This window comes from Rhodococcus sp. HM1 (genome assembly GCF_023218075.1).
In the GTDB taxonomy this organism is placed as follows: domain Bacteria; phylum Actinomycetota; class Actinomycetes; order Mycobacteriales; family Mycobacteriaceae; genus Rhodococcus.
This window is the reverse complement of the sequence record NZ_JALPTB010000013.1, coordinates 41,983-67,502: the sequence shown is the minus strand read 5'-3', so window position 1 is coordinate 67,502 and position 25,520 is coordinate 41,983. Positions and strand designations below refer to the sequence as shown.

The following is a 25,520-nucleotide window of genomic DNA, read 5'->3' as shown; positions in this document are numbered from 1 at the left end:
TGGCGTAACGAAATATCGATACACCAACCGTCATATGGGGCGGTTCTCGAAGTGCCGGTTTAGGCTGCGGGCATGAGCGCACACACGGCCGCGCCGGCGGGAATCGGGACGGCGACGACGCGGCGGCAGGTCTTCGCGTGGGGCCTGTGGGACTGGGGATCGGCCGCGTTCAACGCGGTGATCCTCACCTTCGTGTTCTCCGTGTATCTCACCGACGCCGTCGGCGACGACCTGCCCGGAACCGTCTCGGCGAGTACGTGGTTGGGCTGGGCCCTGGGCATCGCGGGGTTCGTCATCGCGGTCACCGCGCCGATCTCCGGGCAACACTACGACGCGACCGGCCGTCGCAAACGCTCCCTCGCGGTGCTCACGTTCGTCACCGTCGCCGCGATGGCCGGGATGTACTTCGTGCGCGACGACTATCACTACCTGTGGCTGGGGCTGGTGCTGCTCGGTGTGGGATCGGTGATCGTCGAGCTCGCCCAGGTGCCGTACAACGCAATGCTGCGGCAGATCTCCACCGAGCAGAACATCGGACGGGTCTCCGGATTCGGTTGGTCCATGGGCTATTTCGGTGGAATAGTGCTGCTGTTGTTGTGCTACACGGGCTTCATCGCCGGTGACGGCGACACCCGCGGATTCCTCGGGTTGAGCACCGACGACGGCACCAACATCCGGTTGGTCGCGCTGCTCGCCGCCGCGTGGTTCGGGATCTTCGCGATCCCGGTGCTGCTCGCTGTTCCCGAACTGCCGCCGACCGGTGTCCACCCCGGTGCCGAAAAGGGCCGCATCACCGAGGCGTACCGGGTGCTGTGGCGCGATCTGCGGGACCTGTGGACCGCGGATCGCCGCACCGTCTGGTTTCTCGGCGCGTCGGCGCTGTTCCGCGACGGTCTCGCCGGGGTCTTCACGTTCGGGGCGGTACTGGCCGTGACCGTCTACGGCATCGGGACGGGTGACGTGCTGCTGTTCGGTGTCGCGGCCAATGTCGTGGCCGCGCTCGGTGCGCTCGTCGCGGGCCGCATCGACGACCGGGTCGGTCCCAAGGCGGTCATCGTCGTCTCGCTCGCCGCGATGATCGTCGTCGGCGTCGTCCTGCTCGCGGTGTCCGGACCATTGCTGTTCTGGATCTTCGGGCTGCTTTTGTGCCTGTTCGTCGGGCCCGCGCAGGCGTCGGCACGCACCTTCCTGGCGCGGATCACGCCGCCGGGCCGGGAAGGGCAGATGTTCGGGCTCTACGCCACCACAGGCCGGGCGGTGTCGTTCCTGGCGCCGACGTTGTTCGGGTTCTTCGCCTGGGGTTTCGGCACGGACCGCGCGGGCATCGCCGGGCTGCTCGTGGTGCTGGGCGCCGGCCTCGCGGCGCTGCTGGCCGTGCGGGCACCGGAGGCCGTGGGACAGCCACTGAAGGCCGGAGGCCGTGGTCAGCCTTTGAAGTAGACCAGCTGGTGAGTGGTGGCGAGCAGTTCGCCGTCGCTGCTCCACAGCTCGCCGGACTGATCGAAGTAGCCCTTGCCGAAGCGCTGCGCGCGCGCCGTCGCGAGGACGGACGCGTCGGCCTGGCGGGCCAGGGCGTGCTCGTCGGCGTGGAAGTACACGGTCAGCGACACGGTTCCGGCGGGCATGTACTGGCCGCGGCGCAGGAACACCCGCGGGTAGAACACGTCGGACAGCGCGGTCAGTGCCGCGAAGTCCAGCGGTCGCGGGGGAGTGTCCCGCACCCACAGCGTCGTCGTCGAATCCGGGTGCTCGCCGGTCTCCGGGTCTGGCACCGCGCCCTCGACGAAACGCATCTCGTAGTTGCGCGCCCAGGCGATGAATTCCGGCAGCGACTGCTGGGCAACGTCCTGCGCCGGGGGCGCGTCGGGTGCGACGGCCTCGGTCGACGACCAGGTCTCGCGTCGGGTGCCGAACACCGCGGTCGCGGTGGTCGTAACCGCCCCGTCCTGCGAGAGCTCGATCGACCAGTGCTGGGTGGAGCGGTTGGTGCGCACCGGACGAGCGACGATCTCGAAGTCGCCGTCCGCCAGCGCACCGCAGTAGTTGACGGTGAGCGAGAGGGGAACGCCGAGAACCTCGGGATGCTGCTGGACCGCGCGCAGCAGCGTCGCGGCCGTGATGCCGCCGAACGGTCCGACCATGTTCGCGTACGCCGGGTGCGTGCGGCCCGTGTAGCGGTGTGCGTCGGCGGCGACGAGGGCGACGGCGTCGTCGAAGACGTGGGTGCCGGTTCCGCAGACGTCGGTGTCGCGGGTGGTGTCGAGTTCGGTCACGGTGGACTCCTGACGTCCTGGAACTGGTCTTCTAAGTATGACAACATACATAATGCGAGAGGGCAATCCCCATCGGATCGAGGAGGGCGTCATGGCACGGCGACAGGACGGGGGACCGCGCGCGGCGATGACGGCCAGCGCCGTGGCCCTGATGCGGGAACGTGGGGTGGCCGCGACCTCGTTCGCCGATGTCCTGGCCCACAGCGGCGCCCCCCGAGGATCGATCTACCACCACTTTCCCGGCGGCAAGAGTCAGTTGATCGAGGAAGCCACGCGCTCGGCCGCGCACCAGCTGACCGACAGAATCCAGCGGATCCTGGACTCCGGCGACACCGTCACCGCGATCCGGTCCATCGTCGACCTGTGGCGACGCGTGCTCGAGGCCACCGACTACGTCGCAGGGTGCCCGATCGTGGCAGCGGCGCTCGGCACCGAAGCGTCGGCACGCGACATCGCCGGGGTCTCGTTCACCCGCTGGACCGAGATGATCGGCGCGCGGCTCGTCGGCGACGGAGTCGACCCGGCCCGCGCGGCGACCCTCGCGACGATGCTCGTCAGCGCGCTCGAGGGCGGGCTGATCCTGGCGCAGGCGCAGCGCAGTGCGGCACCGCTCGACGCGGTCGTCGGCGAACTCGAACTGCTGTGCCGGGCCGCGGGAGCGGTGACGCCGACCGAATGAGGGCGGCGGTCAGCCCGCGATGCGCGCCCGGATCGACTCGGCCAGTGCCGCCGGTTGCTCCTCGGGAATCCAGTGGCTCACGTCGTCGAGCACGACGAAGTCGTAGTCCGCTTCGGTGAACTCGCCGCACCGCTCGGCGCCGGCCCGGCCGACCGCGACGTCGGCGGTGCTCCACACGTAGGTGGTGGGCACCTTCACCGACGGAATGCTGCGGAAGTCCCTGGTCAACGCGCGGTACCAGTTCAGGGCGGCGGTCATCGCGCCGGGCACGGTGAGCACCCGCACGTACTCGTCCACGGCAGCGCGATCGGGCATCGGGTTGTACATCGCGCGCAGCCGCCGGGCGCCGTTGTCGAGCAGCGCCGACTCGGCCGTGCCCTCCATCCGGAACAGCTTGATGTACGCGGAGCGGGACTTCTGGTCGGCATCGTGCTGCAGCGCCCAGCTGTAGGCGCCGGGGTGCGGCACCGACACCGCGGTGAGTGTGCGAACGCGATCGGGATGATGCGCCGCGAGATGCCAGCCGACGACCGCGCCGAAGTCGTGCCCGGCTACGTGCGCCGCCTCGATACCGAAACTGTCGAGCAGGCCGAGGACGTCGCCGACCAGTTCACCGACCGTGTACGCGGACACCTCGGTGGGCCGGGCGCCGGGGGAGTACCCACGCTGGTCGGGGACGATCACCCGCAGGCCCGCGTCGGCGAGCAACCGGCCCGCCGGTTCCCAGCTGCGCCCGGTTTCGGGGAAGCCGTGCAGCAGCACTAGCGGAGGGCCGTCGTCGGGGCCGGCGACGCGGACGTCGAATGTGAGGTCTCCGAGCGCGACGCGGCTGATCTCGAACATGGCGCCACCGTACGGTGTAGCGGTCACTCGTGGGCCGGTTTCCAGGCCCCCATGCCGAGAATGATCAGGCGCATCTGCTTCTCACCGCGTGCGACCACCGCGGCCTCGTCCGGTCCGCCCGTTTCGACGGCGAGCAGGTCGACGGCCACCTCGAGCAGGGCGACGACGAGCAGGGCGGCGGCCATCTCCAGGTCGTCGTCGCTCCAGTCGCCGAGCCCCGCCATGCTGCCGAGGTCGACAGCGAGTTCCACTGTGAGCAAATGCAATTCGTCGTTGACGGCGCGGGATACCTCGGGCGGCCCGCCGTGCCGTTCGCGCGCGAGGAAGCGGAACGAGGCCTCGTGGGCGCGGATCTGTTCGACGAGGACGGCCAACGACGCCCGGGCGTTGTCGCCGGCGTTGCGGGCGCGGCGCGCGTCGCGCAGCACCTGCCGGAGCACGCGCATCGTGTCGGCGGCCAGGGTGACGCCGAGTTCGTCCATCGAGGCGAAATGCCGGTAGAACGCGGTGGGGACGATCCCCGCCCGGCGGGCGACCTCTCGCAGGCTCACCGTGGAGAAACTCCGATCCGCCGACAATTCGAGTGCGGCGTCGAGCAGCGCGCGGCGCGTGCGTTCCTTGCGGGCGGCCCGGGTAGCGGGTTCGGGGACGGGAACTACGGACACGGGTCCGAGTCTATGCAGAGCGTCATCCGCGAATCGAAAATCCGTGTAACGGGGGTCACTCACGTGTTGACAGGTGGCGGGTGGGTGCTGCAACACTGATTCAGTGTACAAGTGTGCACTAGAAATCCGATCGGTCGGGAGGTCCCGCCATGGTCGCTTCACCCCTCACTCGCACCATCGCTGCCCGCCGCACCACGAAGGCGGTCACCGGCGCGCTGCGGCTGATGTCCTGGCCGCACCACCCGGATCGCTACCTCGAGCTGCTGAATCCGCTCCTCACCACACAGGACACGCGGGCGCGGATCGTCGACATCGACCGCACCGTGCCCGGGATGGCCACGCTCACGCTGCGCCCGGCCCGCCGCTGCCGATTCGAAGCCGGCCAGCACATCCGGCTCGGCGTCGTCGTCGACGGGGTCCGGCACACCCGCTGCTACTCGCCCTCGAACTCGCAGTACGACGACCGGATCGTCCTCACTGTGCGGGCCCACCCGGACGGTCTGTTGTCCCGCTACCTGCACGACTGCGCCCGGCCGGGTGACGTTGTCGACCTCGGGGCGGCCGACGGCGACTTCGTTCTCCCGCCGGTCCGTCCGGATCGGTTGCTGCTGGTCAGCGGCGGTAGCGGCATCACGCCGGTGCTGTCGATGCTGCACACCCTCGCCGACGAGGGGCACACCGGCGCGATCACCTTCCTGCACTACGCACGCACCCCGGCGGACGTGCCGCAACGTGCGCGACTCGACGAACTCGCCGCACGCGCCAACGTCGAGGTCGTCCTGGCCTACACCCGCGGGGACGGTGGCCACCTGCGCGGTCGTTTCCGCCGCGAACACCTCGACGCCGTCGTCCCCTGGTTCGCCGGTACCCCCACCTATGCGTGCGGACCGGCGGGTCTGACCGCACGCGTCCGCGAGGTCTACCGCGAGGTCGGCGCCGAACATCGTTTGCGCACCGAAGAATTCACCCTTCCTGTCCTCGACACGAGCGACGCCACCGGCGAGGTCAGGTTCACCGCGTCCGGCGTGGTCGCGGACAACACCGGCGCCACCCTGCTGGAACAGGCCGAAGCCGCCGGTCTGAGACCCGATCACGGATGCCGCATGGGCATCTGCCACACCTGCACCTCGATCCGCCGATCCGGTTGCACCCGCGACGTCCGCACCGGTGAACTCGACGCCGAACCCGACACGCGCATCCGGATCTGCGTCAACGCCCCGGTCGGTGACGTCGCGGTCGAACTGTAGCCGCGGCCGATATCGATCGGCCCGAAACCATTGGAGGACACCATGTTCGGATTGTCCCTACCCGCGATACCCTTCCTGCCGTTCCTGTCCGGAAACCGTGACCCCGACCCGGATCCGGTGATCCTGAGCCGCGATCAGGTCGACGAGATCGGCCGTGAACTCGACGCCCTGCGGGAGCGCACCGTCGCCTCGCTCGGCTCCGAGGACCGCGAATACATCTACCGGGTCATCAAGGCGCAGAGGGGATTCGAGGTGGCCGGCCGTGGCCTGCTGTTCCTCGGATTCCTGCCCCCGGCGTGGATCGCCGGTGTCGCCGCGCTGAGCGTGTCGAAGATTCTCGACAACATGGAGATCGGGCACAACGTGATGCACGGCCAGTACGACTGGATGCGCGAGCCTTCCCTGAATTCTCTTGTCTTCGAATGGGATACGGTGTGCCCGTCGGATCAGTGGCGGCACTCGCACAATTTCGTGCACCACACCTACACCAACATCCTCGACATGGACCGCGACATCGGATACGGCATCCTGCGCATGGACCCGGCGCAACCGTGGAAGCCGTACTACCTGGGCAACCCGCTCTATGCGGCGGTCCTGATGTTGGTGTTCGAGTGGGGCGTGATGCTGCACGACGCCGAGGCCGACCGCGTGCTGGCAGGCAAACGCGACATCCGCGAACTCGGGCCGCTCGCGCGCGGGTGGTGGCACAAGGCCGGCCGGCAGGTGCTCAAGGACTACGTCGTGTTCCCGCTGCTCAGCGGCCCGCTGTTCGTTCCGACCCTGCTCGGCAACGCCACCGCGAACCTGGTGCGCAACGTGTGGGCGTTCTCCGTCATCTTCTGCGGGCACTTCCCGTCCGGCGTCCAGTCGTTCACTCAGGAGGAAACCGCCGGCGAATCCCGTGGCGAGTGGTACGTGCGCCAGTTGCTCGGCAGTGCGAACATCAGCGGATCGTCGCTGATGCACCTGATGACCGGCAACCTGTCCCACCAGATCGAACACCACCTGTTCCCGGATCTGCCGGCCCGCCGCTACCCGCAGATCGCACCGCAGGTGAGGGCTCTGTGCGAGAAGCACGGCCTGCCCTACAACACCGGGGGACTGCTCCGGCAGGTCGCGTCGGTGTGGGGCAAGATCTTCCGGCTGGCGCTTCCGCCCTCCTGGGTGTCCGACCAGCGTGAGACCGCGGTCGTGATCGAGCGCCGCCCACGTCCGGAACCGGCGGTTGTCGAGCCCGAGCCCGGCGAGGAGTTCGAGGAAGCGCGAGGGGCCCGTGCTGCGCGTACGCTCGTCCACGACACCGTCTGAGGGGGAGAGCGCATGGTTGGACGCTTCGAACGCAACAAGGACACGGTCCAGGAATTGACGGAATCCGCCGCGACGCACGTCGGGAACATCGCCGGCATCATCGCCGGTGCCGTGCGGGACGTCACCCGCGAGATCGGCAACTGGATCTCCGACGGTATCGAGATGCGCGAGGCTGCGCGCAAGGCGCAACTCGACCACGACGAGACCACCGGCTGACCTGCACCGACACGAAAGGCCCGCTCGAACGAGCGGGCCTTTCGTGTGGATCGGGGTGGATCAGATGACACCCAGTGCGAACATCGCGTCGGCGACCTTCACGAAGCCGGCGATGTTGGCGCCGTGGATGTAGTCACCCGGCTTGCCGTACTCGGCGGCCGTCTCGACACACGTGCTGTGGATGTCGCGCATGATGCCGGCCAGACGCTCGTCGGTGTAGTCGAAGTGCCACGAATCGCGCGAGGCGTTCTGCTGCATCTCCAGCGCGGAGGTGGCCACACCACCGGCGTTCGCGGCCTTGCCCGGCGCGAACGCGACACCGGCGTCGCGGAACACCGCGATGCCACCCGGCGTGGTCGGCATGTTCGCGCCCTCGGCGACGACCTTGACACCGTTGTTGACGAGCACCTTCGCGGACGCCTCGTCGAGCTCGTTCTGAGTGGCACACGGCAGCGCGATGTCGCACGGCACGTTCCAGATGTTGCCGCCCGAGTAGAACTCGGCGTCGCCGCGCTCGTCGACGTACTCGGAGATGCGGCCCCGTCGGACCTCCTTGATCTCCTTGAGCAGGTCCAGGTCGATGCCGGCCTTGTCGAGGACGTATCCCGACGAGTCCGAGCACGCGACGACCTTGCCGCCGAGCTGGTGGATCTTCTCGATGGCGTAGATGGCGACGTTGCCGGAGCCGGAGACGACGGCGGTGCGGCCCTCGAGGGTGCTGCCGGCCGCCTTGGCCATCTCGTTGACGAAGTAGGCCGCGCCGTAACCGGTCGCTTCCTTACGGACCTGCGAGCCGCCCCAGGTGAGGCCCTTGCCCGTGAGGACACCGGACTCGTAGGAGTTGGTGAGGCGCTTGTACTGGCCGAACAGGTAGCCGATCTCGCGGCCGCCGACGCCGATGTCACCGGCCGGAACGTCGGTGTACTCACCGATGTGGCGGTGCAGCTCGGTCATGAAGGACTGGCAGAAGCGCATGATCTCCTGCTCGGAGCGACCCTTCGGGTCGAAGTCCGAGCCGCCCTTGCCGCCGCCGATCGGCAGGCCGGTCAGTGCGTTCTTGAAGATCTGCTCGAAGCCGAGGAACTTGACGATGCCGAGGTTGACGCTCGGGTGGAAGCGCAGGCCGCCCTTGTAGGGGCCGAGCACGCTGTTGTACTGCACGCGGAAACCGCGGTTGACGTGCACGTTGCCCTGGTCGTCGATCCACGGCACGCGGAAGATGATCTGCCGCTCGGGCTCGCAGAGCCGCTCGATGAGTCCGGATTCGAAGTAACGGGGATGCCGGTCGAGCACGACGTGCAGAGATTCGAACACCTCGGCCGCCGCCTGATGGAACTCCGGTTCACCTGCGTTGCGAGCCTTGACCTGCTGGTAGATCTCTTCGATGCGGTCCGAGGTCGACACGCCCACCTGCCTGACTGTGAGAACACTGTTACATGACATTTACCTAACTCACTATAAGCCGTAACAACGGCAGATCCTTCATCAGGTTGCCCAGGTGGGAGAAAAGACACAGTGCCCACGACCCCGGAGGATCGCCGCAGGTGAGAGCCTCGAATCGGATTTTCGGCGCATTTTCCCGCCGCGGTTCGCTCGTCCGGGGTGAAGATTCGGATGGCGGCAACCACGGCGATCTGTTAGGGCAGCGGAACCGCATCGGACCCGGGCGCCAGCTCCCCGGCGGCCTCGAACCGTGTGCCCTTCTGGCGGTCCCAACCGCCACAACGGCACACCGGCGCGAAGCGCCTCAGCCCTGCCGTCCGGCCAGGAGTGCGGCGAGTTCCGCCCGGCTGCCCGCGCCCGTCTTCGCGTACACCGACTTGAGGTGATCCTGAGCGGTATTGGCACTGATACCCCGGCGACGTGCGATCTCGGCCGTCGACAAACCCGCCAGCACGTCGGTGCACACGTCCCGTTCGCGCGTGGTGAGCGCGTATGCCGCGAACAGGAGATCGGTGAACTCGTCCGCCGGGGCCGGTTCGAGGGTGACCACCGTGCGGCTGTCGTCGCCGTCGGAGTCGAGCGCGGTGGCGCGCACCAGGACCCAGTACCCGTGCCCGTCGCTGATATGCGTGCGGAAGACGCCGGAAGGACTCGATCGTGCCCCGAACGTCGCGGCGCGCAACAGCACCGCCAGCCGCACCGGGCCGGTCAGCCGGTCCTGCCAGAGACGGGCCGCCGCGGTGAGCCCGACGGGGTCGCCGGACGGGTCGGTCAGCACCACCGCGGGACCCGGATCGTCCCCGGGGTGCGGCCGCAGCGTGTGCACGGCGGCGGCGCGCGTCGCCGTAGCCAGGGCCGGGGCCACCATCGTCAGGAACTCGACCTCGCGGTCGCTGAAGTCCGTTCCGGAACGAACGAATCCTGCTGCACCCCAGCAGTATCCGTCGACGGTGAAAGCGACCCGCAGCTCGCGGTCGAGTCCGAGCGGTTTCCATACCGCGCCGTGCCGGAGACTGTGCGCGACGTCGGCACTCGGGAGATCGGACGCCCGGACGACCGTCCGCCCGCTGCGGGCGACCTCGGCGAAGGTCGCGGGATCGTGTCCGCCGCATTCGGATTCGGCGAGCAGCAGTTCGTACTCGCTGGGGATGCGGACGCGTCCGCTGGTCATCGAACCGAACGTCAGCGTCCGTGGATCCATCAGTGCCCAGCACGTCAGGTCGCTGCGCACGGTGCGATCGACCAGTTCGATGGCCCGTTCGTGTACTTCGGCGACGCCCGCGCCGGTGCCCGCCAACGCGAGGATGCCCCGGCGCAGTCGCTCAGCGCGCACTTCGAGCATGAGCCCAGTATGCGCCGGTCCCTGCTGCCGTCGACATCCCCGATTCCTGGGATGTCCCGGTCGGTTTCGCCGGATCTAACGTCACGGTATGTCAGGGTTTCATCTCGAACGGTCCGGTTCGGGCACGCGGCTGTCGCTCCCGGACGCCGATGTCACGGTCCTCTCGTCCCACGAGCACACCGGCGGTGCATACGAACTCATGCTGGTCGAGGCGCCACGTCTCGGCGAACCGCCCCCGCTGCACGCGGAGTCCTGGGCCAAGACCTACCACCTGCTGCGCGGACGGATCCGGGTCCACGTCGACGGCGCGAGCTGCGATCTCGCGCCGGGAGATTCCCTCGACATTGCCGCGGGGACGATGAACACCTTTTCGGTGCTCACCGCGAACGCGGTGTTCCTTCTCGTCAGTGCCGGTACGGCGATGAGCGGCTTCTTCTCCGACCTTGCCGGTGTGTTGCGCGAACAGCATGCCCAGGCCGAGCTGCCACCCTTGCTGGCCGGCCGGCACGACATCCGGTTCGGTGAAGGAAGTGGGTCGTCATGATCGTCGTCGCCCAGGTCGCCGCACTCGTCGCCGCCGCGGTGCATCTGCTGGCATTCGCGTGGGAGTCGATCCTGTTCCTCCGGCCCGGCATCCACCGGGACCTGTTCCGCGTGCCCACCGCCGACGTCCCTCCGGTCCGGATGTGGGCCTTCAACGTGGGCTTCTACAACCTGTTTCTCGGATCGGGCGCGATCGTCGGTGTCGCCCTGTGGTGGGCCGGCCAGGACACCCCGGGCCGCACCCTCGTGATCTACACGTGCGCGTTCATGTTCCTGGCCGGGATCGCGCTGTTCGCCTCGGACCGGATGGCGATGAGCAGACCGCGCGGGTCGGGCGTGGTCGGTTCATTGTGTCAGTCCGTGCCGTCACTGGTAGCGCTCCTGGCGCTGGCTGTCGCGTAGGGCGCTGGGCTCATACCCGCGCGCGGATCGTCTCCACGAGGGTGACGAGCCGATCGTGGTGCGACCCTGCCCAGAACACCCGGCCGCAGCCGACGCAGCGCCGGAAGTCGTCGTAGTACCGGCGGGTGAGCGGCTCGAGCTGATCGAGAACCTCCGACTTGGGCACTTCCACGAGCGGGTCGTTGCAGCGCATGCAGCGGGTGAAGGGCGCGAGCCGGCACGTCAGATCGAGCCGCCGGACGACCTCGACGACCTGCTCGACCGGATCGACCGCGTGCACGAACAGACCGTGGGTGATCACCTTGCGGGCGAGCAGACCGCGGTCCCGGGTCAGGAGTATGCGCTGATCGTCGGTGCTGACCCGGGCGAGCGTCTCGTCGGCCGCGGTAGGGGACCATTGCACGTCGAACCCGAGCAGGCGCAGGTAGCGGGCCAGCTTGCCGACGTTGACGTCGGCGACGAACCGCGGGTCGCGCAGCGGCGCCGGCCGCAGCCGTTCGATCGGTTCGATGCCCAGTGCCTCGAAGACCGGATACACCGCGATGCGGGCGCCGGTGCGCGGCCGGTATCCGAAATCGACGGGCTCGCCGTCGACGACGATCAGGTCGATCTCCGTGTGCGGGATGCCCATCGCCTCGGCGACGTCCTTGACGGTCTGGTGGGGACGGAACGGCCGGCGCGAGGCGACGCCCCGGCATTCGGCGGCGACGAACGCGTTGAGTTCGGCGTACGGGCGGACCTCCACGAAACCGGTCACAGCTGTCATCGTCCGGCCGTGCCGTGCACCCGCGCAACCCGGACGGGTTCTCGACACACCCCACGTGTGAGGGGTACCGACGGCTATCTCGGCCTGCGCATACTGAGGTCATGGCCGAGAAGCGGGGCATGGCCGCATCTCGGACGGTCGGAGCACTTCGCTCGTCCATCCGAGATGCCGCGCTCGCCACCGACAGCCCGTCCGACTTCGGGCAGGCAGCGCTGAGCGTGATCCGCAGACGGATCCCGTTCGATCGGGGCATGGTCGGCACGGTTGATCCCGGGACGCTGATGATCACGTCCGCGACGATGGTCGACGTGACGGACCCGACCGGCCGCGCGGTCGAGATCGTCGCCGAACTGGAGTACGGCACTTCGCCCTACGCCAACACCTACAGCAGGCTCGCCCGGAAACCGGAGGGAGTCCAGACGATCCGGGACGCCATCGACGGTGATGTCCGGGATGCCTTGCCGTATCAGCAGATACTCGAACCGCTCGGGATGGACGACGAGGTCCGTCTGGTGTTCCGTGGGCGCGACAACCGGGTGTGGGGCGGCGGGACGCTCATGCGCGGACCCGGCGACCGCTTCTGCGATGCGGACGTGAAAGCGCTCGCCGAGATTGCCCGCGAGATCGGCGAAGGCCTGCGCCTGTCGCTGATCCGGCAGGCGCCACAGGTGGCGGCGGAGGTGTCCGACGGCCCCGCCGTGGTGATCGTCGGCGAGGACGACGAGGTGGAGTCGGCGACCCCGCGCGCATTGGAATTTCTCGATCGGATGGGCGGCGACTCGCGGATCCGGATGATGCCCGCGGTCGCGGCGGCCGTGCGTTTCCGGAATTCGGGCGACGCGGTGGTCACCCGGATGCGCACCGCCGACGGCGAATGGCTGGTGCTGCGCGCAGGGCGACTCGACGGCCGGGGAGCGGCAGGCCGGGTGGTCGTCACGCTGGAACCGGCCCATCCCGCGCAGATCGTCGCGCTGGTGACCGACCTGTACCGACTCACCACGCGGGAGGCGGAGGTACTCGGACATGTCCTCGCCTGCGAGACGCGGGCGGAGATCGGGCAACGAATGTTCATCAGCCCCTACACCGTCCAGGACCACCTGAAGAGCATCTACGCCAAGCTCGGCGTCAACAGCCGTCAGGAACTCGTCGCGCACCTGTTCTTCGCCCACCATCTGCCGCACTTCGGTGCGCCGGTCGGACCGGACGGCTCGTTCACCGGAACGGCACGAAGCGAACAGAACCCGTAGCTACCGGTCGGGGCGTCCTGGAGAGGGAGGGAACGTCGTGTCCGACATCCTGATCGTGACGTTCGAAGCCGGCGGCAATGTGCCGCCGGCGCTGGGTATCGGCAGGGAACTGCATCACCGCGGTCACCGCGTCCGGGTTCTCGGGCACGCGATGCAGCAGTCGCAGATCGAATCGGCCGGGCTCGAATTCCGCGCCTACCGGAACTCCCCGCCGTGGCGCCCCCACGACCAGTTGAGCACGTGGACGGTCCTGACAATGGGGATCACGATGGTCACCGAACCGGGAGTCGGGCAGGATCTCCGGGACGAGGTGCGCGCCGATCCGGCCGATCTGGTGGTCGTCGACTGCATGCTGTTCAACGCGCTCGATGCGGCCGCCCGTGAGGGACTGCGACACGTCGCGCTGTTCCACACCTTCTACGCGATGTTCTACGGATCGTTCCGGCGCGGCCCGTTCGGTATCGTCGCCCGAACGAAAGGGCTCGGTCCCCGGCGTGTGTGGCACAACTCCGATCTCGAACTGGTGTGCTCGGACCCGGAGTTCGATCCCGCGGCTCGCGACGGAGCCGGGCGGACGAACGGGCACGTGGTGTGGACCGGGGCCGTGCACGATGTCCTGGAGGCGGCGGTGGGGCGGACCCCACCGCGTGTGCTGGCCAGTCTCAGCACGGCCGGATTCGCGGGCCAGCGCAGGACCCTGCAGAACATCCTCGACGCCGTCGAGGGCACCGACGTCGAGCTGGTCGTCACGACCGGACCCTCGGTCGACCCCGCGGGATTCCGTGTACCGGCGAATGCAACGGTCCACCGGTACGTTCCGCACAACGAGTTGATGCCGGAATGCTCCGCGGTGATCGGGCACGGAGGGCACGCCACCACGTTCCGGGCTCTCGCGCACGGTCTTCCGATGCTGATCATGCCCATGTCGCCGCTCACCGACCAGCCGGGAGTCGGGAAGGCGGTGGCCGCCGCCGGTGCCGGAAAGGTGCTCCGCAGGACGGCGAGCCCCGGCAAGATCCGCGACGCGATCGACGAGCTGGTGCATTCGGAGCGCTATCGGACCGCGGCGGCCGCGCTCGGCACCCGGATCAGGGCCACCGACGGCGCTGCGGCCGCCGCTGATCGGCTTCTCGCGCTGGACGACTCACCGTGATAGGTATGTCCCTCACGGACCCGCTCGGCCGTCAGTCATCCGCCCCGAGGATCGTCAGAGCGGATGACCGAGCGCGCCGCGGATGGGTGCCACGGGTCTCAGGACCCGGTGCGGTACACCATCTCGGACAGGGTGATCTCGAACTCCTGAGCGCTGTCGTCGAATCGGACGGTGTAGACGGTGGGGTAGTACGCGGACTTCTGGTAGGCCTGAGGTTGTTTGATGCTCTCCTGCAAGGTCGGCTCCGTGAGCAGCCATGCGCGGGTGATCATCGGTTCCATGAACGTGAAGGTGCCGTCCCAGGATCCGTTGATGAACGTCTCGGTGAACTCGTAGACGCCCGGGATCATGCCTTCGGTCGCGTCGACCCAGTGCGTCCCCATGAACGGCACCGCCAGTTCGGACGCCAGCGCGCCGGGCGGGGCGACGTAGTCGCGCGGCATGTACCGGGTGTCGGGAAAGTGGGCGGCCTGCGTGGCGAAGCCGGGTGACGCCGGATCGATCCGCATGATCGAGGCCATGTCGTTCATGTAGAAGTGGAAGTCGAAATGCGGCTTACCGAAAAGGGTTTCGGGTTCGTGTCCGTGCGGGTTCCAGTTGAGCATCAGGTGGTCGAAGGCCGTCGCGGACGCCTCCGGCGGGAAATCGAGCATGAGCATGGCGGGTTCGGCGGGCAGGCCGTCGAGTGCAGCCGCCGAGACCCGGACACCGACCGCGGCCGGTGCACCGCCGGGGTCCACGGAGGCGAAGGTTCGAACCACTCCGTTGCCGAGGTTCCCCGAGGATCCGAAGGAGGTGCGGCTCCCGTCCGGAGCCGCTGTCGCGCTGTACCAGGACAACCCGCCTGCGACCAGGAACGCTGCAATCGCCGGTCCTGCGGATCGGAACAGCCGGTGATGCCGCATCGTCCGACCTCCTCGTCGAGATACGTTCTTCTACTACAGGATTCGCGCTCGATCGAGGCTCTTTCCTGTGCGCTCAGTATCGGACGACGCCGTGCCGCCGGACCATCCCTTGGACGGGGGGTGTTGCGGCCGTGCGCGCGTGGACCCTGTCCCGGTCACCGGAACGTGAGATTGACACCTTCGGCTCCGCGCAGTTCGAATCCGGCGACCGTGTCCCGACACCGCAGGAGCCCGCATGACCGACGTCATCAGCCTCTACATCAACGACGGCCTGTCCGAAGACGAGGTCGCGCACCAGGCGGCGCTCTACGGGCCGCTGGTCGAGGACATCCGCGCGCTCATTCCGCTCGGTATCGCCACTCAGGCCGACGACGACGAGATCCGCCGGGCTCGCGAACACCTCGCGGCGGCCGCGGCGATCCTCGGGAGGCGACGCGACCCCGGACCGTACGGGACACGGTTCAACGACGCCGGCCAATTCCGTTCCTGGGGCAACGCTGCATTAGGGCTGCGCAACGCGGTGGCTCCGCCGCTCGAGATGAACACCGACCCGGACGGCCGGGTCTGGACGGACTTCCACCTGCACATCGGCTACGAGGGGCCGGCCGGCCACACCCACGGGGGCGTCTCGGCGCTCGTTCTCGACCAGGTCCTCGGCGACGCCGCTCGTGTCGGGGGCTCACCCGGCATGACCGGCACCCTTACTCTCCGCTACCGCAAGCCCACGCCGCTCGGCGACCTGCACGCCGAGGCGAAGCTCGACCGCCGCGAGGGTCGCAAGGCGTTCGTCACCGGCCACATCGCCGGGCCCGACGGGATCTGCGTGGAAGCGGAAGGCATCTTCATCTCCCCACCGTGGATCGAGGACGCGCGGACCAAGATCGACGCGCAGGACTGAATCCGGGGGAGTCAGTCGTCGAGTCGCTCGGCCTTCGCAATCGCCGCCTGCAACTGTTCGAGCAGTGTCCGGGCCTGCGCGAGGTCGAGCGCGACGCCGAGGCCGTCGAGAAGATCGAGTACGACGGTCGGTCCGTTCGCGCGTGCAGTGACAGGGTGTTCGCCGGTCGTCTCGGTCACGAGCGGCTCCTCTCGTCAGGCGGAGTGCGGCTACCGGTCCAGTGTGCCGCGAAGAACTGGTGCCGGGAGGCGAGACGAAAGAGTGGTGATGGTGCCCCCGGCAGGATTCGAACCTGCGACCTAGAGATTAGAAGGCTCTTGCTCTATCCACCTGAGCTACGGAGGCGCGAGGAGCATCGTATCTGCTCTGCCCGTGATCGGGAATTTCGGGCAGGCGGTGAGTTGTCGATCCGGTCGGAATCGCCCGATTCTCCTGCAGGATCCTGCCGCGACGATACACTGCGCATGTAACCGGATGTGAGGTGTTTCACATGCAGGTACCAGGGCCATTCGAGTACGAACGCGCGACCGGCGTCGACCACGCGATCGCGCTGCTGGACAAGCTGGGGGACGAGGCGAGGGTCATCGCCGGCGGTCACAGCCTCCTGCCGATGATGAAGTTGCGGCTGGCGAACCCCGAGTTCTTGATCGACATCAACGACCTCGCCGGCGAGCTGGGCTACATCGACATCGGTGACGACGTGGTGCGGATCGGCGCGATGGTCCGCCACCGCGAACTGCTCGAGTCCGACGAACTCGCCGCGGTGTTCCCGATCTTCCGGGACGCGGAGAAAGTGATCGCCGACCCGGTCGTCCGCAACCGCGGCACCCTCGGCGGGTCCTTGTGCCAGGCCGATCCTGCCGAGGATCTGTCGACGGTGTGCACCGCGCTCGACGCCACGTGCGTGCTGCGCGGACCGTCCGGAACCCGGGAGCTTGCGCTCGCCGACTTCGAGCTCGGTCCCTACGAGACTGCCGCCGCGAGCAACGAACTGCTCGTCGAGGTGCGCCTGCCGCGCCACGGCAACGGATCCAGTGCATACGCGAAGGTCGAACGGCGTGCGGGGGACTGGGCCATCGCTGCCGCCGGGGCGGCAGTGTGGATGAACGGGAAGACGATCGAGCAGGCGCGGGTCGCGCTCACCGCGGTGCGTCCCGATCCCGACGCGCTCGCCGAACTCGGCGAATTCCTGCGCGGCGCCGAACCTTCCGAAGAACTGTTCCGCGAGGCCGGCGCGCGAGCCGCGGCCGCGTGCAACCCTGACGCCGATCAGCGCGGAACAGCCGACTACAAGCGTCATCTCGCGTCGGAACTGACCGTACGCACGCTGCGCCGCTCCGTCGAACGGCTCGCAGTTTCCGAAAGGGGCTGAACTCATGCAGGTTTCGATGACGGTGAACGGGGAGCCTGTTACCGCGGAGATCGAACCTCGGACGCTTCTCGTGCACTTCCTGCGAGACCACCTGGGGCTCACCGGAACCCACTGGGGATGCGACACCAGCAACTGCGGCACCTGCGTCGTCGCCGTCGACGGTGAACCCGTCAAGTCGTGCACGACGCTCGCCGCGATGGCAGGCGGGCACGACGTCCTCACCGTCGAAGGGCTCGAGAAGGACGGCGTGCTGGACCCGGTCCAGGAAGGGTTCATGCGGTGTCACGGCCTGCAGTGCGGGTTCTGCACGCCGGGCATGATGATCACCGCGCGCGCCCTGCTCGACCGCAATCCCGACCCCGACGAAGCCACCATCCGCGAGGCGATCTCCGGCCAGATCTGCCGCTGCACCGGCTACACGACCATCGTGCGTTCGGTGCGCTGGGCCGCCGAACACGCCCCCGCCGAACAGCTCACCGAATCCGAGGGAGCAGTGTCATGACCGCCGTCGAACCCGACCGGCAGGATCCCGAGACCGTCGACAACGACCGCACACCGTGCGGGCACGGCCGGATGCTCCGCAAGGAGGATCCCCGCTTCATCCGGGGGCGCGGCAACTACGTCGACGACGTCCAGTTGCCCGGGATGCTGCACCTGGCGATCCTGCGCGCCCCCGTCGCGCACGCGAAACTCGTCAGCATCGACACCACCGCCGCGCAGTCGCATCCCAAGGTCAAAGCCGTTGTCACCGGCGCCGACCTCGCCGCCAAGGGCCTGGCGTGGATGCCGACCCTGTCCAACGACGTGCAGGCTGTCCTCGTCACCGACAAGGTGCGGTTCTTCGGGCAGGAGGTCGCGTTCGTCGTCGCCGAGGACCGCTACTCCGCGCGCGACGCGCTCGAGCTCATCGACGTCGAATACGAGCAGCTCGACCCGGTGATCGATGTCCGCCGTGCACTCGCGGAGGACGCGCCGGTGATCCGCGACGACCTCGACGGCAAGACCGACAACCACTGCTTCGACTGGGAGACCGGCGATGCCGCCGCCACCGACGCCGCGTTCGCGAAGGCCGACGTGGTGAGCCGCCAGGAGATCGTCTACCCGCGCGTGCACCCGGCACCGATGGAGACCTGCGGGGCCGTCGCCGACCTGGACCGCGTCACCGGCAAGCTGACCTTGTGGTCCACTAGCCAGGCCCCACACGCGCACCGCACCCTGTATGCGCTGGTCGCAGGTCTGCCCGAGCACAAGATCCGGGTGATCTCCCCGGACATCGGCGGCGGTTTCGGCAACAAGGTTCCGATCTACCCGGGCTACGTGTGCGCGATCGTGGCGTCGCTGCTGACCGGCAAACCGGTCAAGTGGATGGAGGACCGCAGCGAGAACCTGGTCAGCACCGGATTCGCCCGCGACTACGTGATGGTCGGGGAGATCGCGGCCACCAAGGACGGCAAGATCCTGGCGATCCGCTCGCAGGTCCTCGCCGACCACGGCGCCTTCAACGGCACCGCGGCCCCGGTGAAGTACCCGGCCGGATTCTTCGGCGTGTTCACCGGCAGCTACGACATCGAAGCCGCCTACTGCCACATGACCGCCGTCTACACCAACAAGGCGCCCGGCGGCGTCGCGTACGCGTGCTCGTTCCGCATCACCGAGGCCGTGTACTTCGTCGAACGGCTCGTGGACTGCCTCGCCTACGACCTCGACATGGACCCGGCGCAGCTGCGGCTGAAGAATCTGCTGCGCCCGGACCAGTTCCCGTACATGAGCAAGACCGGGTGGAAGTACGACTCGGGCGACTATGCGACGACGATGCGCAAGGCCATGGACATGATCGGCTACGACGAGCTGCGCCGCGAACAGGCGGAGCGGCGCGAGCGCGGCGAGCTCATGGGCATCGGCATGTCGTTCTTCACCGAGGCCGTAGGCGCCGGGCCGCGCAAGGACATGGACATCCTCGGCCTGGGCATGGCCGATGGCTGCGAGCTGCGGGTGCACCCGACCGGCAAGGCCGTGGTCCGGCTGTCGGTGCAGTCGCAGGGGCAGGGCCACGAGACGACGTTCGCGCAGATCGTCGCGGAGGAACTGGGCATTCCACCCCAGGACATCGACGTCGTGCACGGCGACACCGACAACACCCCGTTCGGGCTCGGCACCTACGGCAGCCGCTCGACCCCGGTCTCGGGCGCCGCGGCCGCGCTGGTCGCCCGCAAGGTCCGCGACAAGGCGAAGATCATCGCCTCCGGGATGCTCGAGGTGTCCGTCGCCGACCTGGAATGGGAGAAGGGACGCTTCCACGTCGCGGGCGACCCCGACGCGGCCGTCACGATCCAGGACATCGCCATGCGCTCGTACGGCGCCGGCGACCTGCCGGAGGGGATCGAGGGCGGGCTCGAAGCCCAGATCTGTTACAACCCCGAGAATCTCACCTACCCGTACGGCGCGTACTTCTGCGTCGTCGACATCGACCCGGGTACCGCCCAGGTGAAGGTGCGGCGGTTCCTCGCCGTCGACGACTGCGGCACCCGCATCAACCCGATGATCATCGAGGGCCAGGTGCACGGCGGCATCGTCGACGGCATCGGGATGGCGCTGATGGAGATGATCGAATTCGACGAGAACGGAACGTGTCTCAGCGGTTCCTTCATGGACTACCTGATCCCGACTGCGCTCGAGGTGCCGCACCTCGAGACCGGATTCACCGTCACCCCGTCGCCGCACCACCCGATCGGCGCGAAGGGTATCGGCGAGTCCGCGACCGTCGGGTCCCCGCCTGCCGTCGTCAACGCCGTCGTCGACGCACTGAAACCGTTCGGGGTGCGGCACGCCGACATGCCGCTGACGCCGTCGCGGGTGTGGGAGGCGATGCAGGGCCGGGCGACACCACCGATCTGACGGGAGGGTGAAGAGAACCATGGACCTCACCGCGCGGGCCGCGCAGCTTTCCGCCGACCGCCGGCCGTTCGTCCGCGCCACCGTGGTGCGGGCACAGAAGCCGACGTCCGCGAGATCCGGGGACTGCGCGCTCGTGCTCGGCGACGGCACCATCGAGGGCTTCGTCGGTGGGCAGTGCACCGAGAATTCCGTGCGCGTCGCCGCTCGCGAGGCGCTCGATACCGGTGAGAGTGTGCTGCTGCGGGTGCTGCCGGGGGACGCGGGCGTCTTTCCCGAGGCGCCCGGCGCGACCGTCGCGGTCAATCCCTGCCAATCCGGAGGCGCCATGGAGATCTTCCTGGAACCGCAACTGCCGGCGCCGATCCTCGCGATCTTCGGGACGTCCCCGATAGCCGAGGCGGTCGCGGCGTTCGGGGAGCTCCTCGACCTCGCCGTGGTCCGGCTGCCCGGCACCCACGTGCCGGACGGGGCGACCGCCGTGATCGTCGCGAGCCTCGGCGGGGAGGAGGCCGCGGTGATCCGCTCCGGCCTCGACGCCGGTGCCCCGTACATCGGTCTGGTCGCGAGCCGCAAGCGCGGGCCCGAGGTCCTCGAGCAGCTCGACGCCACCGCCTCCGAACTTGCCCGCATCCACACCCCGGCGGGCCTGGACATCGGAGCCCGCACCGCCGCGGAGATCGGCCTGTCCATCGTCGCGGACGTGGTGCGCACGATCCGCAGCGGCAAGGTGGCACCGCCCGTGTCCGCGCCGCAGCCGATCACCGCCGTCGACCCGGTGTGCGGCATGACCGTGACCGTCACCGACTCCACCCCGCACCTGAACCTCGACGGCACCGATGTGTGGTTCTGCTGCCCCGGTTGCCGCCGCGCCTACGAGAAGGAGCACGCGGCGTGACGGTGCCCGGCCCGGCCCCGACGTTCACCGACGTCGACGACGTGATCCGCCGGTTCGACGCGCACGACTACCTGCTCGACGAGGGGACCGCCACGGCGTTGTTCCTCGCCGTCGAACTCGGCCGGCCGCTGCTGCTCGAAGGCGAACCGGGAGTGGGGAAGACCACCGCGGCCAAGGCACTCGCCCTGGCACTCGACGCGCCGCTCATCCGGCTGCAGTGCTACGAGGGGCTGACCGCGAGCGAAGCCCTCTACGACTGGAACCATCAGCGGCAACTGCTCGCCATCCGCCTCGCCGAATCCCGCGGCGACACCCTGCGCGAGGCCGACCTGTACTCGGAGGAATTCCTTCTCGAGCGGCCCGTCCTGCAGTGCGTGCGACACCGCGGCCCCACCGCACCGGTGCTGCTCGTCGACGAAATCGACCGTGCCGACGACGAATTCGAGGCGCTGTTGCTCGAATTCCTCGGCGAGTTCGCCGTCACCGTGCCGGAACTGGGCACCCTCGCCGCGACCCGGCGGCCGGTGGTGGTGCTCACCTCCAACCGCAGTCGCGACCTGCACGACGCACTGCGCCGCCGCTGCCTGTACCACTGGATCGACTATCCCGACCGGGAACGGGCGGTCGCGATCCTGCGCCGCACCGTGCCCGTCGCGAACGCGGCGCTGATCGCCCGCGCCGCGGAGTTCGTCGCGACCGTGCGCACCCTCGACCTGGACAAGGCCCCGGGAATCGCCGAGACCATCGACTGGGTGTCCGCGCTCGCTGCGCTCGGCGTCAGCGATCTCGTGCGGTCCGACGCGACCGGGCTGGCCGCCCTCGCCAAGACCCCCGACGACCTCGACACGATCCGCGGCGCCTACGGGGAGTTCGCGGGAACCCCGTGATGCCGCAGGAACCCGACGACGGAGGCGTGCTGCGCGGCGTCGACCGCGCCGCATTCGCGGTCGCGCTCGTCGACCGGCTGCGTGCCGGGGGTGTCACCGTGCCCGCCGACGCGTCCGCCACCCTCAGCCGCGCCCTGCACCTGCACCCGCCGCGCACCCGCAGCCGCCTGTACTGGGTGGCGCGGCTGTCCCTCGTCGGCAGCTACGACAACCTCGCCGGATTCGACGCCGCGTTCACCGCCGTGTTCGATCACGCTGCGCTGCAACTGGATCCGCACGCACGGCGCACCGGTCCCGACGACAGCGCCCGGCGCGGCGCCGATCCGATCGGAAAGCCGAACGTCGCGGACGCCCGCGCCTCCACCTCCCACGCCGCGGCCCCCGTTCCGTGGGTCACCCGTGCCGCGGTGGCGGACACCCGCGACGACACCAGGCCGGGGGAGAAGCTGGCCTCCGCGCTGGCGGGCTCCGCGGACCAGCGGTTCGGGGACATGGATCCGGCGGCGCTGCGCGATCTCGGCGCCGCGCTGGAGCAACTCGCGGTGCGGTGGCCGACCCGCCGGTCACGCCGTCGGGAACAGCGCACCAGCGGACGCATCGATCTGCGCGCGAGCATCGCGAGGTCCCGGCACACCGGCTACGAACTCGTCCGGCTGGTGCATTCGCAGCCCCGCAGGCGCCGCCGCCGGATCGTGGTGCTGTGCGACGTGAGCCGGTCCATGCGCGGCTACGCCGAGATCTACCTGCACCTGATGCGGGCGGCGGTCCGGTCCGGTGATGCGGAGGTCTTCGCATTCGCGACCGCGCCGACCCGTCTGACCGCGACCCTTGCCCACCGTTCCGTGGAGCGGGCCGTCGACGAGGCGAACGCGAAGGTCGCCGACCGGTTCGGCGGCACCCGCATCGCGGGCAGTCTCGCCGAGATCCTCGGATCGCACCGCGGGCACCTGTTGCGCGGCGCGATCGTCGTGATCGCCTCGGACGGCTGGGACAGCGACGAACCGGCCGCGTTGGCGCGGACGATGGCGCGGATCCGCCATCGCGCGCACCGCGTCGTGTGGCTCAATCCCCGCGCCGGAAGCCCGGGCTTCACGCCGAGTACCGGGGCGATGGCCGCGGCGCTGCCGTACTGCGATGCGCTGCTGCCCGCGGACACGTTCGGCGCCTTGCACGACGTGCTCGAAACCGTCGTCGCGGCGCGATGATCCGGTGCTGGAGGTGATCTCCGTGTCGAACGCGAACCCCGACACATCGAACCGGGTCCGGATCGAGCGTGCCGGTCCGGCGGACCTCACCGTGCTCGCGACCGATCGTGGACCGGTACCGATGAACATCGGTGCGATCCTCGAGTTCGACGCAGCGCCCGGGCCCGATCTGTCGACGCTGAGAACGCACCTTGCAGAGCGGATTCCCTCGATTCCGCGGCTGCGACAGCGACTGCAGCGAGTGCCGTTCGGCTGTGGCCGTCCGGTGTGGGTCGACGACCCGGGTTTCACCCTCGAACAGCATCTGGCCGAACAGGATTGGCCCGTACCGGCAGACGAACGCCGACTCTTCGACCTCGCAGCCGAATTCGTCTGCACCCCCCTTCCTCACGACCGTCCGTTGTGGCAGGCGCGACTGGTGACGGACCGATCGGGCGGACGAAGTGCCCTGATCGTGGTCCTGCACCATGTGCTCGCCGACGGCCTCGGCGGCTTGGCGGTGCTGGCGGCGCTGACCGACGGCGGACCGCTGGTCGCCGGCCCGGTCTTCCCGCAGCCACCGCCGAGCCGGAAGACGTTGGCGGCCGATGCCGCGCGAGCGAAGCTCGCCGCCGTGCGAGCGCTCCCGGTCGCGATGCGCCGAGGATTCGCGGGGTTGCGCGAACTCGGTTTCGGCCGAAGGTGGCCTCGCCTCGTCGAGCCGACCTCGCTGAACCGGCCGACGTCGAGCCGACGGCGTCTCACACGGATCACCGTTCCGCTGGCCGACGTCACATCCCTGGCGCACCGCCACCATGGCACCGTCAACGATGTCGTCGTGACGGCAGTGACCGGGGCCATGCTGGCTGTCCTGCGAGCTCGCGGGGAGCATCCCGACCGGTTGGTGGTGTCGGTGCCGATCTCGGGGCGCCGCAGCACGACCGCGGACCGTCTCGGCAACGCCACCGGTGTCCGCCCCGTCTCGGTACCGGCGATCGCGGACGACGAGACCCGGCTCGCGCGGATCGTCGCGGCGACGAGCGCTGCCCGCGAACATCTTCCGGATCGTGCGTCGTCCGGCGGGCCGCTCGGATCGGCGTTCCGGGCGCTCAGCCGGCTCGGATTGTTCCGGTTGTTCATCGATCACCAGCGGATGGTGCACACGTTCGTGACCAATCTGCGCGGCCCGGCCGAGCCCGTGGAACTGGCCGGGTTCCGGGTGCGGTCGCTGGTGCCGCTGGTGGTCACCCCCGGCAACGCGGGTGTGACCTTCGCGGTGCTGTCGTACGCGGGCGAGCTGGGGATCACCCTGGTGGCCGATCCCGCGATCGTCCCCGAGCAGGTCGAGCTGGCAAATCACCTGGCCGACATACTCGCCCGGCTGCAGCGCTGACCCCTGCGGTGTGCCTTTGTGGCGGCTCCAGCCGCCACAAAGGCACACCGGCGCGAAGCGCACCGCTACTTCAGGGTGCTGCCTGCATCCACCGTGAGCGTGAGCCCGGTGACGTAGCGGGATTCGTCGGAGGCCAGGAACAACACCGCGTTGCTGATGTCCTCCGGTTCCACCCAGCCGATCGGCAGGACGTGCATCATCTGGGTGACGACCTTCATGTCCTCCGGCCCCGGGTTCTCGAGGTCGGGGCGGAACATCTTCATCGTCTCCTCGTTCATGAACATCGGGGTGTTCACGTTGGTGGGGTGGACGGTGTTGACGCGGATGAAGTGCTGTCCCAGTTCGACGGCGAACGTGCGCATCAGCCCGACCACGCCGTGCTTCGCGGCGATGTACGGCCCCATGGTCGGGTAGGCCTTCAGCCCGCCCACCGAACTGGTCAGGATGATCGAACCACCGTTTCCTGCCGCAATCATGTGCGGCACAGCGGCTTTCACCGATTTCCACACACCGGACAGGTTGATGTCCATCATCTCCTGCCAGTCCACCTCGTCGGTCTGGTCGAGGCTGAAGCCGCCGGTTCCGATCCCCGCATTGGCCGCGACGATGTCGAGCCGGCCCAGCTGTGCGACGCCGTCGTCGACCGCGGCCTTCAGCGCGTCGAAGTCGCGGACGTCCACCTGGGCGCTCACGATGCGACGGTTCAGGCCCTTGACGAGCTCCACGGTCTCGGCCATGTCGTCCGGGGTGGACGGGGCGATCAGCGCGCCTTCCCGGATCGGACCGCAGATGTCGATCGCGATGATGTCGGCGCCTTCCTGCGCCAGCCGCACCGCGTGGCTGCGTCCCTGCCCACGGGCCGCGCCCGTGACGAACGCGACCTTGCCTTCTACTCTCCCTGCCATGGAATGCCTTTCGTGTTGCGCCTCGAGCGGCCGCTCGAAGCGATGCCGGGGGTTTGCCG

General features: G+C 68.8%; 26 protein-coding genes and 1 tRNA gene. 17 read left to right on the top strand and 10 right to left on the bottom strand.

Annotated features, from left to right (window positions below; genetic code table 11):
- Window positions 1–72 precede the first annotated feature (72 nt).
- The gene (locus tag M1M07_RS09740) at window positions 73–1,440 is read left to right on the top strand and encodes an MFS transporter (RefSeq protein ID WP_248673972.1); all 1,368 of its coding nucleotides are present in this window, start codon (window positions 73–75) and stop codon (window positions 1,438–1,440) included.
- On the opposite strand, the gene M1M07_RS09735 is transcribed toward M1M07_RS09740, so the two are convergent.
- Entirely contained in the window at window positions 1,425–2,273 is an 849-nt protein-coding gene (locus tag M1M07_RS09735; protein ID WP_248673971.1) for a thioesterase family protein, read from the bottom strand. The genes M1M07_RS09740 and M1M07_RS09735 overlap by 16 nt on opposite strands.
- 91 nt (window positions 2,274–2,364) lie before the next feature.
- Between M1M07_RS09735 and M1M07_RS09730 the strand changes: the two genes are divergently transcribed.
- The gene (locus tag M1M07_RS09730) at window positions 2,365–2,952 is read left to right on the top strand and encodes a TetR/AcrR family transcriptional regulator (RefSeq protein WP_248673970.1); all 588 of its coding nucleotides are present in this window, start codon (window positions 2,365–2,367) and stop codon (window positions 2,950–2,952) included.
- Between the two features lie 9 nt (window positions 2,953–2,961).
- Here the strand turns inward: M1M07_RS09730 and M1M07_RS09725 are convergent, their stop codons facing one another.
- Together M1M07_RS09725 and M1M07_RS09720 are read right to left on the bottom strand one after the other, a co-directional pair.
- Entirely contained in the window at window positions 2,962–3,795 is an 834-nt protein-coding gene (locus M1M07_RS09725) for an alpha/beta fold hydrolase (protein WP_248673969.1), read from the bottom strand.
- Window positions 3,796–3,818: 23 nt separating this feature from the next.
- A complete protein-coding gene (locus M1M07_RS09720; protein WP_248673968.1) occupies window positions 3,819–4,460 on the bottom strand; it encodes a TetR family transcriptional regulator in 642 nt (213 codons plus the stop codon).
- 224 nt (window positions 4,461–4,684) lie between these two features.
- Between M1M07_RS09720 and M1M07_RS09715 the strand changes: the two genes are divergently transcribed.
- Genes M1M07_RS09715 through M1M07_RS09705 form a run of 3 tightly spaced genes read left to right on the top strand, consistent with a single transcriptional unit; the run spans window position 4,685 to window position 7,231 of the window.
- Window positions 4,685–5,707 (top strand): ferredoxin reductase, encoded by a 1,023-nt coding sequence (locus M1M07_RS09715; RefSeq protein ID WP_248673998.1) that lies wholly within the window; start codon window positions 4,685–4,687, stop codon window positions 5,705–5,707.
- 42 nt (window positions 5,708–5,749) lie between these two features.
- Window positions 5,750–7,015: an acyl-CoA desaturase gene (locus M1M07_RS09710; protein ID WP_248673967.1), complete on the top strand. Its 1,266-nt coding sequence runs from the start codon at window positions 5,750–5,752 to the stop codon at window positions 7,013–7,015.
- A gap of 12 nt (window positions 7,016–7,027) precedes the next feature.
- Window positions 7,028–7,231 (top strand): hypothetical protein, encoded by a 204-nt coding sequence (locus tag M1M07_RS09705; protein ID WP_197256773.1) that lies wholly within the window; start codon window positions 7,028–7,030, stop codon window positions 7,229–7,231.
- Window positions 7,232–7,291: 60 nt separating this feature from the next.
- Here the strand turns inward: M1M07_RS09705 and gdhA are convergent, their stop codons facing one another.
- Both gdhA and M1M07_RS09695 read right to left on the bottom strand, forming a co-directional pair.
- Window positions 7,292–8,635: an NADP-specific glutamate dehydrogenase gene (gdhA, locus tag M1M07_RS09700; protein ID WP_197256804.1), complete on the bottom strand. Its 1,344-nt coding sequence runs from the start codon at window positions 8,633–8,635 to the stop codon at window positions 7,292–7,294.
- A 343-nt stretch (window positions 8,636–8,978) separates the two neighbouring features.
- Window positions 8,979–10,016, bottom strand: a complete 1,038-nt coding sequence (locus tag M1M07_RS09695; protein ID WP_248673966.1) for a helix-turn-helix transcriptional regulator — start codon at window positions 10,014–10,016, stop codon at window positions 8,979–8,981.
- A gap of 88 nt (window positions 10,017–10,104) precedes the next feature.
- On the opposite strand from M1M07_RS09695, the gene M1M07_RS09690 reads away from it, so the two are divergent.
- Together M1M07_RS09690 and M1M07_RS09685 are read left to right on the top strand one after the other, a co-directional pair.
- Complete coding sequence (locus tag M1M07_RS09690; RefSeq protein WP_248673965.1) at window positions 10,105–10,560, top strand: hypothetical protein; 456 nt, start codon at window positions 10,105–10,107, stop codon at window positions 10,558–10,560.
- Complete coding sequence (locus M1M07_RS09685; RefSeq protein WP_197256779.1) at window positions 10,557–10,961, top strand: DUF1304 domain-containing protein; 405 nt, start codon at window positions 10,557–10,559, stop codon at window positions 10,959–10,961. Before M1M07_RS09690 ends, M1M07_RS09685 begins: the two co-directional genes overlap by 4 nt.
- Window positions 10,962–10,971: 10 nt before the next feature.
- Here M1M07_RS09685 and M1M07_RS09680 read toward each other — a convergent pair whose 3' ends face one another.
- On the bottom strand, window positions 10,972–11,718 hold the full coding sequence (locus M1M07_RS09680; protein ID WP_248673997.1) for a Mut7-C ubiquitin/RNAse domain-containing protein: 747 nt from the start codon (window positions 11,716–11,718) through the stop codon (window positions 10,972–10,974).
- A 110-nt stretch (window positions 11,719–11,828) separates the two neighbouring features.
- Here M1M07_RS09680 and M1M07_RS09675 point away from each other — a divergent pair, with 110 nt between their 5' ends.
- On the top strand, window positions 11,829–12,974 hold the full coding sequence (locus M1M07_RS09675; protein ID WP_248673964.1) for a helix-turn-helix transcriptional regulator: 1,146 nt from the start codon (window positions 11,829–11,831) through the stop codon (window positions 12,972–12,974).
- Window positions 12,975–13,011: 37 nt separating this feature from the next.
- Window positions 13,012–14,127: a glycosyltransferase gene (locus M1M07_RS09670; protein WP_248673963.1), complete on the top strand. Its 1,116-nt coding sequence runs from the start codon at window positions 13,012–13,014 to the stop codon at window positions 14,125–14,127.
- Between the two features lie 98 nt (window positions 14,128–14,225).
- Here the strand turns inward: M1M07_RS09670 and M1M07_RS09665 are convergent, their stop codons facing one another.
- Window positions 14,226–15,032 (bottom strand): DUF5602 domain-containing protein, encoded by an 807-nt coding sequence (locus M1M07_RS09665; protein ID WP_248673962.1) that lies wholly within the window; start codon window positions 15,030–15,032, stop codon window positions 14,226–14,228.
- A 235-nt stretch (window positions 15,033–15,267) separates the two neighbouring features.
- On the opposite strand from M1M07_RS09665, the gene M1M07_RS09660 reads away from it, so the two are divergent.
- On the top strand, window positions 15,268–15,930 hold the full coding sequence (locus M1M07_RS09660) for a PaaI family thioesterase (protein ID WP_248673961.1): 663 nt from the start codon (window positions 15,268–15,270) through the stop codon (window positions 15,928–15,930).
- Window positions 15,931–15,941: 11 nt separating this feature from the next.
- On the opposite strand, the gene M1M07_RS09655 is transcribed toward M1M07_RS09660, so the two are convergent.
- A complete protein-coding gene (locus M1M07_RS09655) occupies window positions 15,942–16,109 on the bottom strand; it encodes a hypothetical protein (RefSeq protein WP_248673960.1) in 168 nt (55 codons plus the stop codon).
- Window positions 16,110–16,198: 89 nt separating this feature from the next.
- A tRNA-Arg gene (locus M1M07_RS09650) sits at window positions 16,199–16,275 on the bottom strand.
- 145 nt (window positions 16,276–16,420) lie between these two features.
- Between M1M07_RS09650 and M1M07_RS09645 the strand changes: the two genes are divergently transcribed.
- Genes M1M07_RS09645 through M1M07_RS09615 form a run of 7 tightly spaced genes read left to right on the top strand, consistent with a single transcriptional unit; the run spans window position 16,421 to window position 24,556 of the window.
- The gene (locus M1M07_RS09645; protein WP_248673959.1) at window positions 16,421–17,302 is read left to right on the top strand and encodes a xanthine dehydrogenase family protein subunit M; all 882 of its coding nucleotides are present in this window, start codon (window positions 16,421–16,423) and stop codon (window positions 17,300–17,302) included.
- A 4-nt stretch (window positions 17,303–17,306) separates the two neighbouring features.
- The gene (locus M1M07_RS09640; RefSeq protein WP_248673958.1) at window positions 17,307–17,804 is read left to right on the top strand and encodes a (2Fe-2S)-binding protein; all 498 of its coding nucleotides are present in this window, start codon (window positions 17,307–17,309) and stop codon (window positions 17,802–17,804) included.
- Window positions 17,801–20,197, top strand: a complete 2,397-nt coding sequence (locus M1M07_RS09635; protein WP_248673957.1) for an aerobic carbon-monoxide dehydrogenase large subunit — start codon at window positions 17,801–17,803, stop codon at window positions 20,195–20,197. The genes M1M07_RS09640 and M1M07_RS09635 overlap by 4 nt, the downstream gene beginning before the upstream one ends.
- A 19-nt stretch (window positions 20,198–20,216) precedes the next feature.
- Entirely contained in the window at window positions 20,217–21,092 is an 876-nt protein-coding gene (locus M1M07_RS09630; RefSeq protein ID WP_248673956.1) for an XdhC family protein, read from the top strand.
- Entirely contained in the window at window positions 21,089–21,979 is an 891-nt protein-coding gene (locus M1M07_RS09625) for a MoxR family ATPase (RefSeq protein ID WP_248673955.1), read from the top strand. The genes M1M07_RS09630 and M1M07_RS09625 overlap by 4 nt, the downstream gene beginning before the upstream one ends.
- The gene (locus tag M1M07_RS09620; protein ID WP_197256790.1) at window positions 21,979–23,184 is read left to right on the top strand and encodes a VWA domain-containing protein; all 1,206 of its coding nucleotides are present in this window, start codon (window positions 21,979–21,981) and stop codon (window positions 23,182–23,184) included. Before M1M07_RS09625 ends, M1M07_RS09620 begins: the two co-directional genes overlap by 1 nt.
- 22 nt (window positions 23,185–23,206) lie before the next feature.
- Window positions 23,207–24,556 carry a wax ester/triacylglycerol synthase domain-containing protein gene (locus tag M1M07_RS09615; protein ID WP_248673954.1) on the top strand — a complete coding sequence of 450 codons (1,350 nt, stop codon included), beginning with the start codon at window positions 23,207–23,209 and terminating at the stop codon, window positions 24,554–24,556.
- 65 nt (window positions 24,557–24,621) lie between these two features.
- On the opposite strand, the gene M1M07_RS09610 is transcribed toward M1M07_RS09615, so the two are convergent.
- Window positions 24,622–25,461 (bottom strand): mycofactocin-coupled SDR family oxidoreductase, encoded by an 840-nt coding sequence (locus M1M07_RS09610; protein ID WP_197256794.1) that lies wholly within the window; start codon window positions 25,459–25,461, stop codon window positions 24,622–24,624.
- Window positions 25,462–25,520 lie beyond the last annotated feature (59 nt).

Coding starts and splice junctions, on each gene's coding strand:
- M1M07_RS09740 (WP_248673972.1), top strand. CDS start 73: ATGAGCGCACACACGGCCGCGCCGGCGGGAATCGGGACGGCGACGACG.
- M1M07_RS09730 (WP_248673970.1), top strand. CDS start 2,365: ATGGCACGGCGACAGGACGGGGGACCGCGCGCGGCGATGACGGCCAGC.
- M1M07_RS09725 (WP_248673969.1), bottom strand. CDS start 3,795: ATGTTCGAGATCAGCCGCGTCGCGCTCGGAGACCTCACATTCGACGTC.
- M1M07_RS09715 (WP_248673998.1), top strand. CDS start 4,685: ATGTCCTGGCCGCACCACCCGGATCGCTACCTCGAGCTGCTGAATCCG.
- M1M07_RS09710 (WP_248673967.1), top strand. CDS start 5,750: ATGTTCGGATTGTCCCTACCCGCGATACCCTTCCTGCCGTTCCTGTCC.
- M1M07_RS09705 (WP_197256773.1), top strand. CDS start 7,028: ATGGTTGGACGCTTCGAACGCAACAAGGACACGGTCCAGGAATTGACG.
- M1M07_RS09695 (WP_248673966.1), bottom strand. CDS start 10,016: ATGCTCGAAGTGCGCGCTGAGCGACTGCGCCGGGGCATCCTCGCGTTG.
- M1M07_RS09690 (WP_248673965.1), top strand. CDS start 10,105: ATGTCAGGGTTTCATCTCGAACGGTCCGGTTCGGGCACGCGGCTGTCG.
- M1M07_RS09685 (WP_197256779.1), top strand. CDS start 10,557: ATGATCGTCGTCGCCCAGGTCGCCGCACTCGTCGCCGCCGCGGTGCAT.
- M1M07_RS09675 (WP_248673964.1), top strand. CDS start 11,829: ATGGCCGAGAAGCGGGGCATGGCCGCATCTCGGACGGTCGGAGCACTT.
- M1M07_RS09665 (WP_248673962.1), bottom strand. CDS start 15,032: ATGCGGCATCACCGGCTGTTCCGATCCGCAGGACCGGCGATTGCAGCG.
- M1M07_RS09660 (WP_248673961.1), top strand. CDS start 15,268: ATGACCGACGTCATCAGCCTCTACATCAACGACGGCCTGTCCGAAGAC.
- M1M07_RS09645 (WP_248673959.1), top strand. CDS start 16,421: ATGCAGGTACCAGGGCCATTCGAGTACGAACGCGCGACCGGCGTCGAC.
- M1M07_RS09640 (WP_248673958.1), top strand. CDS start 17,307: ATGCAGGTTTCGATGACGGTGAACGGGGAGCCTGTTACCGCGGAGATC.
- M1M07_RS09635 (WP_248673957.1), top strand. CDS start 17,801: ATGACCGCCGTCGAACCCGACCGGCAGGATCCCGAGACCGTCGACAAC.
- M1M07_RS09630 (WP_248673956.1), top strand. CDS start 20,217: ATGGACCTCACCGCGCGGGCCGCGCAGCTTTCCGCCGACCGCCGGCCG.
- M1M07_RS09620 (WP_197256790.1), top strand. CDS start 21,979: ATGCCGCAGGAACCCGACGACGGAGGCGTGCTGCGCGGCGTCGACCGC.
- M1M07_RS09610 (WP_197256794.1), bottom strand. CDS start 25,461: ATGGCAGGGAGAGTAGAAGGCAAGGTCGCGTTCGTCACGGGCGCGGCC.